This window comes from Microcoleus sp. S13C4 (assembly GCF_036700865.1).
Lineage (GTDB): Bacteria > Cyanobacteriota > Cyanobacteriia > Cyanobacteriales > Microcoleaceae > Microcoleus.
Map to the genome: position 1 here is coordinate 35,539 of NZ_JAUBPS010000005.1, position 17,753 is coordinate 53,291.

General features: G+C 45.6%; 10 protein-coding genes. 8 read left to right on the top strand and 2 right to left on the bottom strand.

Annotated elements, in window-relative coordinates:
• Positions 1 to 172: 172 nt before the first annotated feature.
• Complete coding sequence (locus tag QT996_RS03925; RefSeq protein ID WP_333044683.1) at positions 173 to 5,584, top strand: nSTAND1 domain-containing NTPase; 5,412 nt, start codon at positions 173 to 175, stop codon at positions 5,582 to 5,584.
• 211 nt (positions 5,585 to 5,795) lie between these two features.
• The gene (locus tag QT996_RS03930) at positions 5,796 to 8,069 is read left to right on the top strand and encodes an FdhF/YdeP family oxidoreductase (protein ID WP_333044684.1); all 2,274 of its coding nucleotides are present in this window, start codon (positions 5,796 to 5,798) and stop codon (positions 8,067 to 8,069) included.
• Between the two features lie 191 nt (positions 8,070 to 8,260).
• Here QT996_RS03930 and QT996_RS03935 read toward each other — a convergent pair whose 3' ends face one another.
• Positions 8,261 to 9,502, bottom strand: a complete 1,242-nt coding sequence (locus QT996_RS03935) for a glycosyltransferase family 2 protein (protein WP_333044686.1) — start codon at positions 9,500 to 9,502, stop codon at positions 8,261 to 8,263.
• 331 nt (positions 9,503 to 9,833) lie between these two features.
• Between QT996_RS03935 and QT996_RS03940 the strand changes: the two genes are divergently transcribed.
• From QT996_RS03940 to crtB, 6 genes are all read left to right on the top strand, one after another.
• On the top strand, positions 9,834 to 10,241 hold the full coding sequence (locus tag QT996_RS03940) for a hypothetical protein (RefSeq protein WP_333044688.1): 408 nt from the start codon (positions 9,834 to 9,836) through the stop codon (positions 10,239 to 10,241).
• Positions 10,235 to 12,757: a protein kinase domain-containing protein gene (locus tag QT996_RS03945; protein ID WP_333044689.1), complete on the top strand. Its 2,523-nt coding sequence runs from the start codon at positions 10,235 to 10,237 to the stop codon at positions 12,755 to 12,757. The genes QT996_RS03940 and QT996_RS03945 overlap by 7 nt, the downstream gene beginning before the upstream one ends.
• A 176-nt stretch (positions 12,758 to 12,933) precedes the next feature.
• A complete protein-coding gene (locus QT996_RS03950) occupies positions 12,934 to 13,326 on the top strand; it encodes a DNA methyltransferase (RefSeq protein ID WP_333044690.1) in 393 nt (130 codons plus the stop codon).
• Positions 13,327 to 13,445: 119 nt separating this feature from the next.
• Positions 13,446 to 14,123 carry a hypothetical protein gene (locus tag QT996_RS03955; protein WP_333044692.1) on the top strand — a complete coding sequence of 226 codons (678 nt, stop codon included), beginning with the start codon at positions 13,446 to 13,448 and terminating at the stop codon, positions 14,121 to 14,123.
• A gap of 407 nt (positions 14,124 to 14,530) precedes the next feature.
• Positions 14,531 to 15,904, top strand: a complete 1,374-nt coding sequence (pds, locus tag QT996_RS03960; protein WP_333044694.1) for a 15-cis-phytoene desaturase — start codon at positions 14,531 to 14,533, stop codon at positions 15,902 to 15,904.
• Between the two features lie 92 nt (positions 15,905 to 15,996).
• Positions 15,997 to 16,926: a 15-cis-phytoene synthase CrtB gene (gene crtB, locus QT996_RS03965; RefSeq protein ID WP_333044695.1), complete on the top strand. Its 930-nt coding sequence runs from the start codon at positions 15,997 to 15,999 to the stop codon at positions 16,924 to 16,926.
• A 142-nt stretch (positions 16,927 to 17,068) separates the two neighbouring features.
• Here crtB and QT996_RS03970 read toward each other — a convergent pair whose 3' ends face one another.
• Positions 17,069 to 17,566 carry a hypothetical protein gene (locus QT996_RS03970; protein ID WP_333044697.1) on the bottom strand — a complete coding sequence of 166 codons (498 nt, stop codon included), beginning with the start codon at positions 17,564 to 17,566 and terminating at the stop codon, positions 17,069 to 17,071.
• Positions 17,567 to 17,753 lie beyond the last annotated feature (187 nt).

A 17,753-nucleotide genomic window follows, 5' to 3' on the forward strand; every position in this document is an offset into this window, starting at 1 on the left:
GCTGGGAATATGCGAATAACAGAGTATGTATTTTTTTGGGTATGCTTTAATGCGATCGGCTAAAACAATAAGTAGGTAGGTTGAAATAAAATTAACTAATTGATAGTTCCCAGTGATTGGAAATCGCCCAAAAGGGCAGAAATAAAATTAATCATGTGATTCTTTGCTGTGATTGGCAAACGTAAAAACTGGTAAAAGTAAAGTTAGAGCAACTGCCAAAACGGTGAGGACGTTCTTAATTGCACTTTCCCCTGCGATCGATTCCTTCCATCCGTTACATCCGTTAAATAATCCGTTGCCGAAATTCCATCCGTTACATCCGTTAAATAATCCGTTGCCGAACTTCCTTTTGTCGGCGGTTTACAGCACCTATCCTCAGAAACTTTTTCAAATATTAATTATGATTAATTCGCACTGCCAGCAAGACACCGCAGCACAGCAAAACAAAAGTTCGCTGCAAACTCTCTCCCGAGCTCTGAGAATGTCTCAGGGACAATTTTCGCTGATTTTGGTGCGGTGCAATTACAGTGCTATGAGAGAGGAAACTGTACGGCAATTGCGGGAGGAGTCGGGTATCGAGATTCGAGAAATTGTCCTCCCGCCATCTGTTAAAACTCTTTACACGACGATAGAAACCAAACTTTCCTGCAGCCACCCGTCAGCTTTAATGGTGTTTGGATTGGAATCGGTAAGCGCGATCGATCGACTGCTGACTTCTACCAACTACGTGAGGGAAGAATTTCGGAAGAATTTTCCCTTCCCGGTGGTGCTGTGGGTGACAGACAAAATCTTAAAAAAACTGATTCGGTTAGTAACAGATATCGAGACTTGGACGACCACTGTTGAATTTGTGCTCGGCCCAGAGGACTTGGTGGATTTCCTGGGAAAAAGTGCCGATCGCATTTTTTCCAAAATTTTAGAAAGTGGCAATTGGCGTTTAAGTAATTCTGCCATTCTCGGAGCCAACTCTTTGACTGAATTAGAGTCGGCTAGCCAAGACTTGCAAACTTGCAACATCAGGTTAGAACCAGCTATTGAAGCGAGTTTGCAATTTATTCGCGGTAGGCACGAATATGCTTGTCACCGCATCCCGGCGGCTATTGAATTGTATCAAAAAAGTCTCACTTTTTGGAAGTATCAAGTAGCATTTATTGGCCCCAAAACAGAATTTAGCGATTTGTTATTTACCGTTCACCCAGCCCCGGTGTTAGAAGGAATTCTGCTATTCCACATCGGTCTTTGCTACCGCTTCCAAGCAGAACAACACCGCAGTGGCAACCGTCCTTACTGGACGGAAGCTAAGAATTATTTTCAGGAATGTATTGATGTTTTAGAACGGGCGGGACGGCCGGATGCCGTTGGTATATTCATCAATCAACTTGGCGAAGTATTGCAGCATTTAGAAGATTGGGATGCACTGTGGAATTTAGCTATCAAAGCTCGGAGGTTACATGAAAATATGGAAAATTCAGCAGTTAATTTGGCTCAAGATTACGGCTTTTTGGCTAGAGTAGCCTTAGAGCAAAAGAACTGGCAAGGGGCGAAAAAATGGGCTTTAACCGCTCTAGACGTTCTCAATTCAAATTTAGAAGCGACAGGACAGGGAACCCCTGTAAAGTCGCAGCATCTAGGCTTGTATCTGTTAATTTTAGCAGAGGCCCAGAGTCAGTTGGGTGAGGTACAGGAGGCGATCGCACATTTAGAGCTTGCTCGCTTGGAAACCGAACCTTGCTACAATCCGCAACTGTATTTGCGGGTTTTAGAAATGCTGCGATCGCTCTATTTTCAGAGGGGAGAATATCTCGAAGCATTTCAAATTAAGCAAGATTATCGAGCGGTGGAACATACTTATCGGTTCCGAGCTTTTATTGGAGCCGGAAAGTTGCAGCCGCACAGAGAAGCGGTTAATTCCGTCGCCGAAACTGTTGCCGGCGCTGCTACTATTGCGGACGAAATTACTGCTTCCGGCAGAGAGCAAGACCTCAACCGCTTGATATATAGGATGAACAATACCCCCGACAAACTGACAGTAATTTACGGTCAGTCTGGAGTGGGCAAAAGTTCAATACTCACGGGAGGATTAGTACCAGCTCTCAAACAAAAAAAAATAGAAAGGCGGACTGTTTTACCCGTAGTGCTGCAAGTTTACAACAACTGGCCACGGGAATTGACCAGACAGTTATCTGCTGGGAAAGCTGAAATATTCGATCCGGAAATTGCCGAAGCACTATCAGAAATTGCTCCGGTAGATTTTCCAGTAGAAGCAGGTGCAGTCAAGGGAAATCTGATTTCGGGCTTTGACGATGGCTCGACTGGGAATAATGAGGATCAAAGGGAGCAGCCACAGCCAGTAGAATTAATCATACAACAACAGGCGATCGAATACAAAAACATTATCAAGGAGCTGCAAAGAAATTCCGAACATTTAGTTACTGTTCTGATATTTGACCAATTTGAAGAATTTTTTTTCGTGTGGAAAGAGCCAGCGGAAAGACAAATATTTTTTGATTTTTTGCGGGAATGCTTGAAAATCAAATATTTAAAAGTCGTCCTGTGTTTGCGGGAAGATTACCTGCACTATTTGCTGGAATTTTCCCGACCCAAAAACCCGACAGGATTGGTTAATAATGATATTTTAGAGGACATTCTCAGCAAAAATATTTTGTTTTATTTGGGAAATTTTTCGCTGCTAGATGCGCGATCGGTAATTCGCACTTTAACTGAGCGAGCGCAGTTTTACTTAGAACCGGATCTGATCGAAGAATTAGTCAAAAATTTAGCTGGAGAATTGGGAGAAGTCCGCCCGATCGAACTACAACTTGTCGGCGCTCAACTGCAACAAGAGAACATTAGAACTTTAAGTCAATATCAGGAACTCGGCAACAATCCGCAACAAAAATTAGTCGAAAGGTTTCTCGAAGAAGTCATCAAAGATTGCGGCCCCGAGAATGAAGTAGCTGCACGCAGAGTATTGTATTTGCTCACAGATGAAGAGGAGATACGTCCGCTAAAAACCCGCGCAGAATTAGCCTCTAATTTAGCGACATTTGCTGAAGGTGATAAATTAGATTTAGTCTTAGAACTGTTAGTAAACTCGGGTTTAGTTTTTCGATGGACGGAACTACCGGCCGAGCTTTATCAGCTCGTTCACGATTATTTAGTTAGCTTCATTCGCCAGCAGCAAGAATTAGATCAAAAGGCAGAATTTGAGGAACTGCGAAAGCAAAACCAAATTAACCGAGATGAAATTGAACAAATTCGCAAAGACAGAGAGCAAGATGCTTTGCTGTCGGAAGCTAGAGACAAACAGTACCAAGCGGAAGCTCAACTTTACCAAAGTCGGAGATGGCAATTGCGGGCGGCGGTTCTAGGAGTGCTTGTACTCGCAGGTGTTTCCGGCATGGCATTCGAGCAAGCAAAATTAGCAGAAAGCGCACGGCAAGAAGCAGAAAAAAGTCGGACTGATGCCCTAAATTCGGCGTCGGAAGCTTTGGTGCTTTCTAATGAAAAAAATCAATTAGGAGTGTTGGGAAATAGTATCAAAATCGGTCGTGATTCTCAGAAAAGTACAGCGCTACCTGTGGAGACTAAAAATCAAATTGCTGAAAGACTCAGACAAGCAGTTTCCGGGGTGCAAGAACGCAACCGTTTCGAGATGCACAGCAAGTTTGTTTTGGATGTGAGTGTCAGTCCCGACGGCAATTCAGTTGCTTCGGCAAGTGCTGATAAAACTGTTAAATTGTGGAGCAAAGAAGGTAAGTTATTAAAAACTTTCAATCACCCAGATAGCGTGACGAGTGTTAGTTTTAGTCCCGATGGGAAAACGATCGCTACTGGTTGTGCCGATCGTACAATTAGAATTTGGCAAGTAGATAACGACAAAAGTGCGATCGCCATTCTATCCGGCCACCGCGATATCGTCACCAGCGTCAGTTTCAGTCCAGACGGCAAAACCCTAGCTTCCGCCAGTCACGACAACACCGTCAAAATCTGGAACCTGACAGACAAAAAATTGCTGCAAACCTTAACCGGACACAAAGACTGGGTGCTCGGCGTCAGTTTCAGTCCCGACGGCCAAACAATTGCCTCAGCAAGTGTTGACAAAACTGTCAAACTTTGGAACCGAGACAGTAAAACCCAGAAATTTAAAATTAATCCCAAAACATTAACCAAGCATTCTGGAATTGTTTACAGCGTTAAATTCAGTCCAAATAGTAGAGAACTTGTCTCAGCAAGTGCCGACACCACAGCCAAAATTTGGAACCGAAACGGTGAGGAAATCAGAACTCTCAAAGGACACAACGATGAAGTTGTCAGCGCGAGTTTCAGTCGCGACGGCGAAAAAATTGTCACCGGCAGTGCAGACGATACGGTGAAAGTTTGGAGTCGCAGCGGCACTTTGCTCAACACTTTTCGAGGACATCAAGACGACGTGAGGGCCGTAAGTTTCAGCAGCGACGGCACTATTGCTTCCGCAAGTAAGGACAAAATGGTAAAACTTTGGAAACCGGACAGCACTCCGTTGAATAAGATTTTATCGGGGCACGGAGACTGGGTTTACAAAGTCAGTTTTAGTGCTGACGGCAAAACAATTGCTTCTGCTAGCGGGGACAAAACGGTGAGACTTTGGCACGCTGACGGTAGTTTATTCAAAACCTTAGAAGGTCACAATGATTCTGTTACCTGGGTGAGCATTTCGCCTGATAATAAAACAGTTGCTTCTGCCAGCGATGACCAAACAGTGAAAATCTGGAGTTTAAACGGGAAACTGTTAGATACTCTCAGCCACAGCGGCATTGTCAGAAGCGTGAGTTTTAGTCCAGACGGAAAGATAATTGCGGCCGCAAGTGCCGATCGCAAATTGTACCTCTGGCGCTGGAACGGTTCTAAAGCAACTTTGTTTGCCAAACTCGATCACAGCAATCCAGTAATTAGCGTTAGCTTCAGTCCTGACGGCAAAACTATAGCTACTGCTACGGCTGCTGAGGGCAAGGCAAGCGGGAAGAAAAAGGCTTTTGAAATTACCGGAGAAAAGAGAGTTTACCTGTGGCAATTTAACGGTTCGTCGGCGAAGATTCTGAAAACTCTGGACCACCAAGACAGCGTTAAAAATGTTAGTTTCAGTCCCGACGGCAAGACTATTGCTGCTGCTTGCGCTGACAAAAAAGTTTACTTGTGGGGGTTTGATGGCAAGGTAACAAATTTAACTGAAAAACTCGACCACAGCGATACTGTAGAAAGCGTGAGTTTTAGTCCCAACGGCAAATTGATTGCGGCGGCGAGTGGGGGAAATACTGTTAAGCTGTGGGATTTTGACGGCAAGAAGGCGCTGCTATCGAAGACTTTGGAATCGAGCGATCGGGTGTTGAGCGTTACTTTTAGTTCGGACAGCAAAACTCTGGCTTTTGCTAGTAGGGATAGGACTGTAATTCTGTTGCCTGTGGAGAATTTGGAACTGAATAATATTATTGCTCGGAGTTGCGAGTGGTTGGGAGATTATTTGCAAAATGACCCGAATGTTGCTGAGGGCGATCGACTGCTTTGTCTTGGATTTGGGAAACAGGCGTTAAATAAGAGGAAGTAAACCCTTTAGTGAGGACTGCATCCCTTTGTCGGCGGAGGAATAAAAACTTGCATTCGTGACTGCGAACCTCGATTTTAATTTAGATTAAAATATCTATCTGTTGACTGGTTTTTTATGCTTTAAATTTGCGGTAAAATTCCAGTAATAAACTTAACTCCTTTGGCGGTTCGCCCGCCGCCTCAATCTGCAATTCCAACAAAAGGTAAACCGCATGGATATCAACTCCCAAAATGTCCAACCACTCCCGCCCTTCAACGAGACAAACGAGGAAACACCAGAGATAGGTGGCGGTTTGCCCGTAATAGAATATTGGGCAAAACATACATTGTCCCCCGAAGGCCCGAAACTTTGGAAAACTTTGCTGCACAAAAGTGCTTGTTTGTCCTGTTCTTGGGGCACTGGCGGGCAGAAAGGAGGTTTTACAAATGAAGAGGGCGAAAAACTTCAGCGGTGCATGAAAAGCGTCGAAGCAATCTCCGCTGAAATCAAGCCGGCTATCTCAACTAAATTTTTTGAACAGCAGAGTATTGCACAACTTCAGCAATTAACTTCAATGGAAGCCGATAGGTTGGGAAGGCTGAGTTTTCCGATGATTTTGCGGGCTGGTTCCTCTCATTACGATCGCATTTCTTGGGAAGAAGTTTATCAAATTGCCGAAGCTGCTTTTCGCAAAACCCCCGAACGAGTGGCATCTTACAGTTCCGGCCGCTCTTCCAACGAAGCGGCTTTTCTGCTGCAATTGATGATGCGGGCGATGGGTTCCAATAACTTAGCAGATTGTTCAGATCTCTGCCACGCTCCCTCGACAACTGGCTTAAGCGAAATGTTTGCCACCCGCACCTCGGTAGTGAGCCTAGAAAACTTGAAGCAAGCAGATTGCGTCGTGCTCGCGGGCAGCAATTCTTCCTACAACCATCCCCGCTTGATGAACGAATTGATTAAAATTCGCGACAAAGGCGGTAAAATAATTGTAATCAATCCGGTGATGGAAATCGGGTTAGTCAAGTTTGGTTCTCCGGCTTTTCCTGTCAAGTCGCTCATCCCCGGTTCCGATATTTCCTCGTTATACTTGCAGCCAATTCCGGGCAGCGATACGGCGCTATTTGTCGGCATTCAAAAGTCTGTAATCGAACAAGGATTGCTGGACAAAAAATACTTGCAAGCTCATACAGAAGGCTGGGAAGCAGTAGTACAGCACGCCCGCGAAACCTCTTGGGAAACTATTACTAAAACCTGCGGAGTTTCCCAAGCAGAAATAGAGGCAGCAGCCAAAATCATAGGCACTTCAAAGCGGGTTGTATTCGGTTGGGCGATGGGAATTACCCAACACGATAACGGTGTAGATAATGTTTTCAGCATCGCCAATACGGCATTGATGACGGGAAATGTCGGCAAAGAAGGGGCGGGATTAATGCCCGTCAGAGGACACTCAAACGTCCAAGGATTCGGCTCTATGGGCGTCACTGTGAAGCTGAAAAAAGAAATCCAAGAGGCTCTCGAAAAACTGTTAGATCGTCCCCTCAGCCCTGTTAAGGGTTACGAAACTCGATCGCTAATTGAAGCAGCATATGCAGGCAAAGTCGATACGCTGATCTGTCTGGGCGGTAATTTGTACGGGGCGAATCCAGATTCAACTCAGGTAAAACGCGCTTTAAGCAATGTTGAAACCGTTATCTACCTCGCCACCAAACCGAATTTAGGGCATTTTCACGGATTAGCCAAACACAATACAATTGTGATTCCGGTACTGAATCGCTTTGAAAATCCCCACAAAACAACGGTGGAATCGGGAAATAATTTTGTGCGTTTAAATGATGAGGGTGAAACTCATCTCAAAAATGCCGATCTGATTCCCGAGGTACAATTTTTGACGGAATTAGCCAGCCGAATTCACGGCGATTTTCCCGTTGATTGGCGCCAACTTCAAGACACAAAATACGTTCGGCAATTGATTGCTAAAACTATTCCGGGCTATGAAAAAATAGCGACAATTGATGAAACCAAAGAGGAATTCACCATCAGCGGTCGCATTTTTACTGAACCTAAATTTCCTACAGAGTCTGGAAAAGCGAAGATGTTTGTCACGCCTTTACCTAAGCTGAAACTACCGCAACCTCAAGAGTTTGGAGTATCGGAATCAACACAGGGTATTGTTGTGGCATTGATGACGGGACGCAGCTATTCTCAGCACAATACTGTGGTTTACAAAATTGATGATAAGTACCGGGGAATGCCGCACCGCAACTGCATTTTGATGAATCGTGCGGATGCAGAAAGCGCGGGTTTGCAAGAACATCAGCGCGTGACCGTGCAGGGAAATGTGGGGAAAATGGAAAATGTCGAGGTGATTTACGGGGCGGTTCGTGAGGGTGCTGCTTTGATGTTTTATCCTGAAGTTAATGTGATTTTTCACCCGGAGATTGAAAGGCGATCGGGTACGCCTGCTTACAAGCGTGTACCTGCTTTTGTATACGCGGCAGTATAGAATATCTTACACCATTCTCAAGAACAGGCATGATGCCTGTTCCACAAATTACACCATTCTCAAGAACAGGCATCATGCCTGTTCCACAAAGAGTGAATTTTATTGTGGGGTGGGCATCCTGCCCGCCCATAAAAGGGTTATTGAGAATCGCAAAAAAAACAGGTTTCTGGGACTCCATGCGTAAGTCTTAATTAACTCTTAATTTGTAAAGTTCTACCGCGCCAAGTCCATCCCCAACCGGTTTCGGTTTTAATCGCAGAACCGATCGCAATCGCCGCCACTAACGCACCTCCCAAACCTCCCAACCACCAGTATTTCGTCGGACACTCAGAAATCTCGGCACCCAAGTGGCGCAAATTGTAATGCTGCCAAATTACGATTACGGATAAACAAATAGTTAACCACGTAATTGGCAATTGGTAATTAATAATTGGTAATTGGTAATTGGTGATAGTCAGAATTTCTGCGAAGTCCCCGTTGACCAGCAAAATACCTAATGCCAACCACGGCATCGAATAAAGAAATAACATAATTGCAGCCATGTAAACCATCAAGCCCCAACTGCGGTTAGCGCCGAGATACAGATTCTTTGTCCAGCCTTCCCACAATGCGCTCCAAGACCGATACATCCGCACGGATGCCAAATTTGACCCGGAATAAAGTCCGAGCTTTAAACCCGCACGTTTGATGCGCCTAGCTAATTCCACATCTTCCACAATTTCGCTTGCAACTGCTTCGTGACCTCCAATTTTTTCGTAGCCCGATCGCCTAAATAACATGAACGGCCCGCCCGCAAAAGCACTGTTTGTTGTCGGATCGTTGACGGCGGTAAAGTCGTAGCAAACTGCTAGGTGACTGAACATTATCGGCTGCACCAACCACTCGGCAAAACACTCGCAAACCAGGGCTGGCATACAGGTGAACAAATCTATTTTCTCAGTTTCTGCTGTTGCAATAGCGGTTTCGATCGCCCCTGGTTTGAGTCGCACGTCGGCATCGATAAATAATAAGAAGTCTCCGGTTGCTATCTCAACAGCTTGGGCGCAGGCCCAGTTTTTGCCGGCCCAATATTGGTTCGCAGGTCGCGGCTGACCTGCTAATATTTTAAGCCGGGGGTCGTTGAGATGCTGTTGCAGGGATTGCCCGATCGCCTTGGTGTCGTCTGTCGAGCGATCGTCTACAATTAAAACCTCTAAGTTGTCCACAGACAGCGGTGTACTCTCCAAAATGGCGATCGCGCAATCCCGAATATTCTCTGCCTCGTTGTATGCTGGTACGATTACCGAAACTTTAGGGAACTGCGCGGCCGATTCCGGTGAGGGCCTGGCGGAACTTGTGTCGGTTCGAGGCGCCTTTTTGACCGATTGGCGCAAATTCTTAGTGTAAGCTCTACTTACAATGAGAGAAAAAATTAGCAGGGTTAACAATATCAAAGCGAACTGACCTCAAAATTTCGGTACACGATTTGTCTCCCTAAATATTAAAAAATATTAAAACAAAAAGCTAGTTGATCGCCCGAAAAGTTATTTTGACCGCCTCTTTTGCTATAATTTGTGAGCATCTTTCGGCTCGCCCGCAGCGAGGGGCAAGACCCCTCACCCAGACAGCGACCGAAAAGCCGAGGATAGATATCAGTTTTCAGAGGATATTGCAATGGGCGAATTTTTTACAGTCGATGTGTTTGCGAACACGATAGCGGTACTCGGCGCTTTGGGTTTTTTCTTTTTGGGATATCAAGCTTTGCAGATGTTGAAAAGATAAAGTATGTCAGAACTGAGATGTTGCACTATTGTCAAGAACGGGCAAGATGCCCGTTCCACAAAGAATGAGTTTTCTTGTGGAACAGGCATCTTGCCTGTTCCTAAACAAGTAATTGATAATGGTGCACTATCTCAGTCAGAAGCCAGAAGTCAGAAGTCAGAAGGAAAGAAGTCAGAAGGAAAGAAGTCAGAGGGAAGAACTCCGATGAAAGTCGGAAGAAGGAAAGAAAAAAGAAGGAAAGAAACAACTATTCCGAATACCCCATGCCCTGTTTGGCCAATGCCCAATGCCCTGTTTTGCCAATGCCCAGGAACACCTAATTTCCCTGAAAAAGGCTATACAACTGACTCAACATTGCAACTGTTTCTTGCGAAAATCAACCAAAAAAAGGCTGCGTTATTATCATGGTGAGCCAACTTTTAGATGGACGCTATCAAATCATTGAAGTCATAGAAACAGGAGAATTTGGACAAACCTATCTGGCCAAAGATATTCGCCGTCCGGGAGAACCGCAGTGCTTTGTCAAGCACCTGCGTCCCGGTACCACAGAACCGAAATTAATTAATACTACGCGCCGTCTTTTTCAAAAAGAAGCAGAAGTTCTAGAAAGGCTCGGTCAACACGACCAAATTCCTCAGCTATTCGCTTATTTTGAAGAAAACGAAGAATTTTTCTTAGTTGAATCCTTTGTTGCCGGTCACTCGCTATCAACCGAGATTGTACCAGGTAAACCCGTAAGCGAAGAAAAAATGATTCCTTTGCTGAAGGAACTGTTAGAAATTTTAGTATTTGTACACGGACAGGGAGTAATTCACCGAGATATTAAACCAGCGAATTTAATCCGCCGCTATTCAGACAACAAGTTAGTTTTGATCGACTTTGGCTCTGTGAAAGAAATTCACATCGCTCAAAGACAAGCGCCGGTAACTGTGCGGATTGGCACGCTGGAATATATGCCGATCGAACAATTTCAATACAACCCGCAACTCAACAGCGATATCTACGCTTTGGGAATGATTGGCATCCAAGCAATGACGGGTTTACCCGCTTACGATTTGCCGAAACTGCGGGATTTGAAAAATTCTAATAAAGGCGAAATTGTTTGGCGGCATTTAGCCACGTGTTCCCAAGCGCTGGCCGATGTTTTGGATAATATGGTGCGCTACGATTTTCGGGAGAGATACCAGTCGGCGGCGGAAGCTTTAGCCGATTTGAGGAAAATTGGCGATCGATCGCGGGCGCGGATTCCCAAGCTGACAATATATCGCGAAGAAGTCGATCGGCGCAGCAGCAGCCGCGGTGACATTACAGTCGTCGGTCGGAGAATATTAGATGAACTGCGCGTCAGTTTAGAATTGCTACCAGAAGAAGCAGAGGCGATCGAAGATGAGGTATTGAACCCTTACCGGAAATACAGGGAAAAAGGCGAACGCTACGAACAATCACTGCAAGAAGCAATGCAGCAAGAATATCCCTTTTCTCTGGAAACTCGCGACGAGTTAAAACGCTTGCAGCAAGTTTTAGGGCTTACTGACGAAGATGCCGCGATAATCGAAGAATTAGTCATTCCTAAATCTTTATTTGCTAAATTGTACAAGGCGATATCCACAGTTTTGGAGGGACATCGCAACCCCAATCCGCCACCAGCGAGCAGCGCCCCTCAAGTCGAATTGCAGGCAAGTCCGGCGGTATCCCCGCAGGTAAATCAGAACGGAAAAACCGATTTCTCGTTAGCGCAGCCCTCGGAGAGGATCGCCAGCCCAGCAGTGCTTGTCCCCAAAGAAACTCGCAAATTCAATCCTTATCTTGCCGGGGCAACAATGGCGGCTATCTTAGCTGCGATCGGCGGAATTTACGGCTATCTCAAATGGCAAGAATGGCAGCAGCGAGCCCAGAAAGAATCCCAACAGCTCAATCAAATTGAAGCTCTTTATAAAGCCAGCAATTATGAAGACTGCATCAGCCAAATACCAACAATTGCCAACACCAACAGCAGCGCTGCGTCCACTCAGAAGTTACAGGAACAGTGCCAAGCAGGTCTGCTGTGGAAGAACGCCAAAGTCAAAAATTTCGCTCAGCATTCAGATGCAGTTGGATCTGTTGCTTTCAGTCCAGACGGCTTAATGTTAGCCAGCGGTTCTAAAGACAAAACCATCCAAATTTGGGATTTAGCTACAGGCAAGTCGATCCGCACTTTTCCAGGAGATTCATCCACCATTTGGTCGGTTGCTTTTGACTCAAACGGTACGAAACTGGCGACTGGAACCGGTTTTTGGCGAGTCATGCTGTGGGATTTGAAAACAGGGCAAGTGATTCGCAGTCTCGACCACACTGCTTCTGTTTGGTCTGTCGCTCTCAGCCCCGACGGACAGCTTGTTGCTAGCGGTAGCGGAGACAAAACCACAAAGATTTCCGATGCAGCAACTGGTCGTTTGATTTACAATTTGCCAGACCATACAGATTTTGTTTATTCTGTGGCTTTCACTCCAGATGGAAAAAGTTTGGTTAGCGCTTCTAAGGATAAAAAAATTACAATTGTTGATGTAGCAACAGGGGCGTTGCTCAAAACTATTGAGGGACACGGCGAGCCCGTGAGGTCGATTGCTGTTAGCCCAGACGGCAAGACAATTGTTAGCGGTTCCTACGATGAAACTATTAAAATCTGGAATATCGAAACAGGAGATTTAATTCGCTCCATCAAGGGACATTCTGACGATATTGTCTCGGTTGCTATCAGCCCGGACGGGAAGTTTATTGCGAGCGGGAGCAAGGATAAAACTATTAAAATTTGGGATTTTGCTACCGGAGAGTTGCTGAATACTTTGACGGGACATTCCGATGAGGTTTATGTGGTTACTTTTAGTCCCGATGGCAAAACTATTGCTAGCGGTTCTAAAGACAATACTATTAAGTTGTGGTTGAGGTAATACCATTTTAGATTATAGATTTTAGATAGGAATGACGGCGTTGCTGATTCACGGTATGAATTACCTTTTCGCTTGAAGTTACAAAACTCACCCGCTTATTCCTTCATATATAACTATGCCACAAACACTTCAAGAATCTCGCGAACTTTTCCAAGACTTTGAATTCAACAAATTGTTTGTCCAAAAACTCGGTTGGGATAATCCATCTTCCCACCAATCAGGGCAACTACGGCACAGAGGGCGGGCACGGGGGCACCGCCCCTAGCTTTGAAACCATCACCGGACTCCTTACAAATCTCGACGCCAATCTCTGCCACCACCTGCTAACAGAAATCCTCCCAAACTTAACATTATTAGACCCAGCCTGCGGTTCCGGCGTGTTTTTAGTCGCAGCCATGAAAACGCTGATTTACATCTATTCAACAGTCATCGGTACAAGTAATTTTTTAAACGATCGCTACCTCAATGACTTACTAAAAACCATAGAAACCGAGCATACTTCACTCAACTACTATATAAAAAAACGGATTATTAGCGACAACCTCTACGGCGTGGACATCATGCCATAAGCAGTGGAAATTGCGAAATAGCGACTGTTTTTAGCCTTAGTTTCGGCGGCGCAGAATGTCAACGACTTGGAACCGTTGCCGAATATTGACTTTAACATCATGGCGGGCAATCACCCGGGATGTTAGCTCTTTATGAAGGTAAGATGATTCATCAGTTTACTCATCTCTACGCTGAACCGAGGTATTGGGTGGATGAAAAGGAAGCGAGAAAGGCTTTATTGGGAAGGAATGGTATAGATAACGGTCAAAATTTTGATTATCAGTGTTACCGTTTTGGATATCGTGCAATTGCTAGGAGTACCGATTCTAGAACTCTTATTGGTACCATACTGGCTTCAAAAGTAGTTTGTGGTAATTCGCTCAATATTGCCTCTCCAACTCAAGAAAATAAATATACATTATTCATTTGTGCTGCGCTGAATAGTTTTTGTGTAGATTTTGCATTGCGTCAACAAGTGGCAGCCAACATTAATATGTTCTACATATACCAACTTCCCGTACCGCGATTAACAACTCGTGACAAATACTTCTCGGATATCGTACAGCGCGCCGCCAAACTAATCTGTACCGCCCCAGAATTTGACGAATTAGCCCAAGAAGTCGGCTTAAACTCCCACCGAGAAGGTGTTACCGAGGAAACAGAACGGGCTAAATTGCGTGCCGAATTAGACGGCATCATCGCCCACCTTTACGGCTTAACCGAAGCAGAATTTGCCTATATTTTGACTACTTTTCCGATCGTCCCCGAAACCGTGAAACAAGCAGCATTAGCAGCCTATCGCACCTTTCGCGGGTGAGTCAAGAAACCGGGTTTTTTGGGGTTTCTACACGGTGTAACAAAGTTTTCTGGCAAAAACCCGGTTTCTGAGTACCTCGATGGTCATTAGTAGCAAATTAAGCCGACCATCTGCCAGTCCGTCAGTCCGCTAGGAAATGAATTCCCTGTCTAGTCTAATAGCGAAAGTCCTCGCTCAAGAGGACTGAAGAACTCATTAGTCCTCTTGAGCGAGGACTTTCGCTTTGAGGCAGGGGTTTCAACCCTTGCCGGACTGTCGGGTAGGCGGGAGGACTGTCGCACTGTCGGTTTAACGTGTTTGTTGACACCTACGGGCAGTTCCGCGTCCCTACAGATTTCCGCAAAAAAATGTAACGAGTTGTAAAGTATAATTAAACCGAAGCGAACACAGAGGCCAAGTAGTATCAAATGCGAGTTGCGATCGCCGGAGCAGGCTTAGCAGGACTTTCCTGCGCTAAATATCTTACCGACGCGGGCCACACCCCCATCCTCCTAGAAAGTCGGGACGTACTCGGCGGCAAAGTCGCCGCTTGGAAAGATGCAGACGGCGACTGGTATGAAACCGGCCTCCACATCTTCTTCGGTGCATACCCGAATATGCTCCAACTCTTCAAAGAACTCGACATTGAAGACAGGCTGCAATGGAAAGAGCACTCGATGATTTTCAATCAGCCGGAAACCCCCGGAACCTATTCCCGCTTTGACTTTCCCGACCTTCCCGCCCCCTTCAACGGCGTCGCAGCCATCTTGAGCAACAACGATATGCTCACCTGGCCCGAAAAAATCCGCTTCGGTATAGGTTTGATTCCGGCGATGCTTCAGGGTCAAAAATACGTCGAAGCAATGGACAAATACTCGTTTTCCGACTGGCTGAAAAAGCAAAACGTCCCCCCCAGAGTCGAAAAAGAAGTATTCATCGCCATGTCCAAGGCGCTCAACTTCATCGACCCCCACGAAATATCCGCAACCATACTGCTGACAGCCCTCAACCGCTTCTTGCAAGAGAAAAACGGCTCGAAAATGGCCTTTTTAGACGGTTCCCCCACAGAGAGGTTGTGTCAGCCGATGGTAGACTACATAACTGAGCGCGGCGGTGAAGTACGGCTGAATGCACCCATCAAAGAGTTTTTGCTCAACGATGACAACACGGTGCGCGGCTTCCACATTCGGGGAGTAAAAGGGGCAGAGTCAGAAATTCTGACGGCCGATATTTACGTTTCCGCGATGCCTGTTGACCCGCTCAAGTTGATGATGCCGAAACCTTGGGGCGAAATGGATTATTTCAAACAGCTTGAAGGTTTGGAGGGAGTACCCGTCATTAATGTACACTTGTGGTTCGATCGCAAGCTAACTGAAATCGACCATTTGCTGTTCTCGCGATCGCCCTTGCTGAGCGTCTACGCCGACATGAGCAACACCTGCCGCGAATATGCCAACCCAGACAAATCCATGCTGGAACTGGTTTTAGCACCGGCCAAAGACTGGATAGGCAAATCTGACGAAGATATCGTCGCAGCCACAATGGTCGAGTTAGAAAAACTCTTTCCCGATCAAATCCCAGAACCAGCCAAACTGCTCAAATATCACGTAGTCAAAACCCCTCGTTCCGTCTACAAAGCCACTCCCGGACGCCAGCAGTGCCGTCCCACACAAACAACTCCCATTAGCAATTTCTATCTAACGGGGGATTATACAATGCAACGTTATCTTGCAAGTATGGAAGGTGCTGTGCTTTCTGGTAAGCTGACAGCGCAGGCTATTTCGACGGCCAATAACAAATGAAAAATTAAGAATTTTTCATAAAGACGTAAAAGAATCTCCCGTTTTCTAAACGGGGGAAAATCAGTTCTAATCTTTAAATTTCTTATTCTCGGATGCTGCAACTGTCAAAACTCCAGTGCATGAGAACTCTGGCTTCTGTGGATGACTCCTACGAACTGTGCCGCCAAGTCACGGCGAGTTATGCCAAAAATTTTTATTTAGGCACTCAACTCATGCCCGAAGCCAAGCGTCGGGCGATTTGGGCGATTTACGTCTGGTGCCGCCGCACCGACGAACTCGTAGACGGGCCGGGTTCTGATGCAACGACCCCTGAAACCCTCAATCTGTGGGAAAAACGGCTAGAATCTGTGTTTGCCGGCCATCCTCACGACGACTACGACGTAGCTTTGGTGGATACGCTGTCTCGTTTCCCGATCGACATTCAGCCGTTTCGAGAGATGATTGCGGGCCAGCAAATGGACTTGTACCGTAGCCGCTACGAAACTTTTGATGAGCTCAATCTTTACTGTTATCGAGTAGCGGGTACTGTAGGGCTGATGTCGATGTCTGTCATGGGTGTAGGCGAATCGAGTTCCGCTGCTAACTGGAATTGGCATTGGGGGAATAGAATTCCCAAAGAAGAAGCGATAGCCCTGGGTATTGCTAAGCAGTTGACTAATATTCTGCGCGATGTCGGAGAAGACGCCCGCCGCGGCCGCATTTACATTCCCTTAGAAGACTTAGCCTTGTTTAACTACACCGAAGAAGATTTATTCAACGGTGTAATTGACAACCGCTGGCGGGAATTGATGCGGTTTCAAATTCAGCGAGCTCGCAAATTATACGCCAGCGCCGAACCGGGAATTAAAGTGCTCAGTCCCGATATCCGCTGGACTGTTTGGGCGGCTACTATGCTGTACAGCAGAATCTTAAATGCGATCGAACGCAATCAGTACGATGTTTTCCAGAAGCGGGCTTATGTTAGCAATTCTCAGAAACTGCTGTGTCTCCCCGCCGCTTGGATGAAGTCAAAAGTGCTTTAACCGCAGGCAATTTTGCTGGCGATTAGGAAACGGGTAAGGGGTATTTGTCAAGTTACAAATTATATGATGTCCAGCAAATTGCATATTAGGTTTGTGGGGATGCGCTAGTGCCGTGTCCCTACCTGTTGTGTGTTAATTGGAGTCAAAGTGGCGGTGTAGCGGGTGAAATTTTCAATTGGGCGATCGAACTTTCCAACAATTGCTTTTCCTGCTGGAGTTTTGCTTCTAAATTTTGAATTTGTTCTCGGCGGGCTTCAACTTCAATCAAGCGGCGAGACAATTCTTGACTCTGCAAAGTGAGAGATTGCCTCCAATCTTCTGCTTTCTGGGCTTCTTGCTGCAAAAAATCGGGAGTAAAGCCTGTTGTTAAATATTTTTCTACTAATTGTAGTACCCAGTTTGTAGCTGCTTGAATATGCAAAACCTGGCTATTTTCGTCAACATTTGCTAATACTAAAATTCCTTCATTTAAAACATTCGTTGCAGAGTTAATTGAATTTTGAGCAAAATCTTTCTGTAATGTCAAGAAAAATTTTTCACTAAGAATAGCCCAAGTATTATCAGAATTTTGGCAAGCCAGCAATTGCAGACTTATGTCGCCTAAATTTTCCTGATTTTGTACTTGGGCTAAATATAACATGAGGGTGATTTGTTATTAGTTATTAGTTATTGGTTATTCGTATATCTCGCTTGTAGCCGAGACTCTATCCCTCTAAATCCCCCTTCTTAAGGGGAGTAGGGGTTGACTTTGAGCGCTCTTGTCCCCCCCTTTTTAAGGGGGGTTAGGGGGGATCTAGACTTCGATAAAAACAAAAGAGAGGGTATGT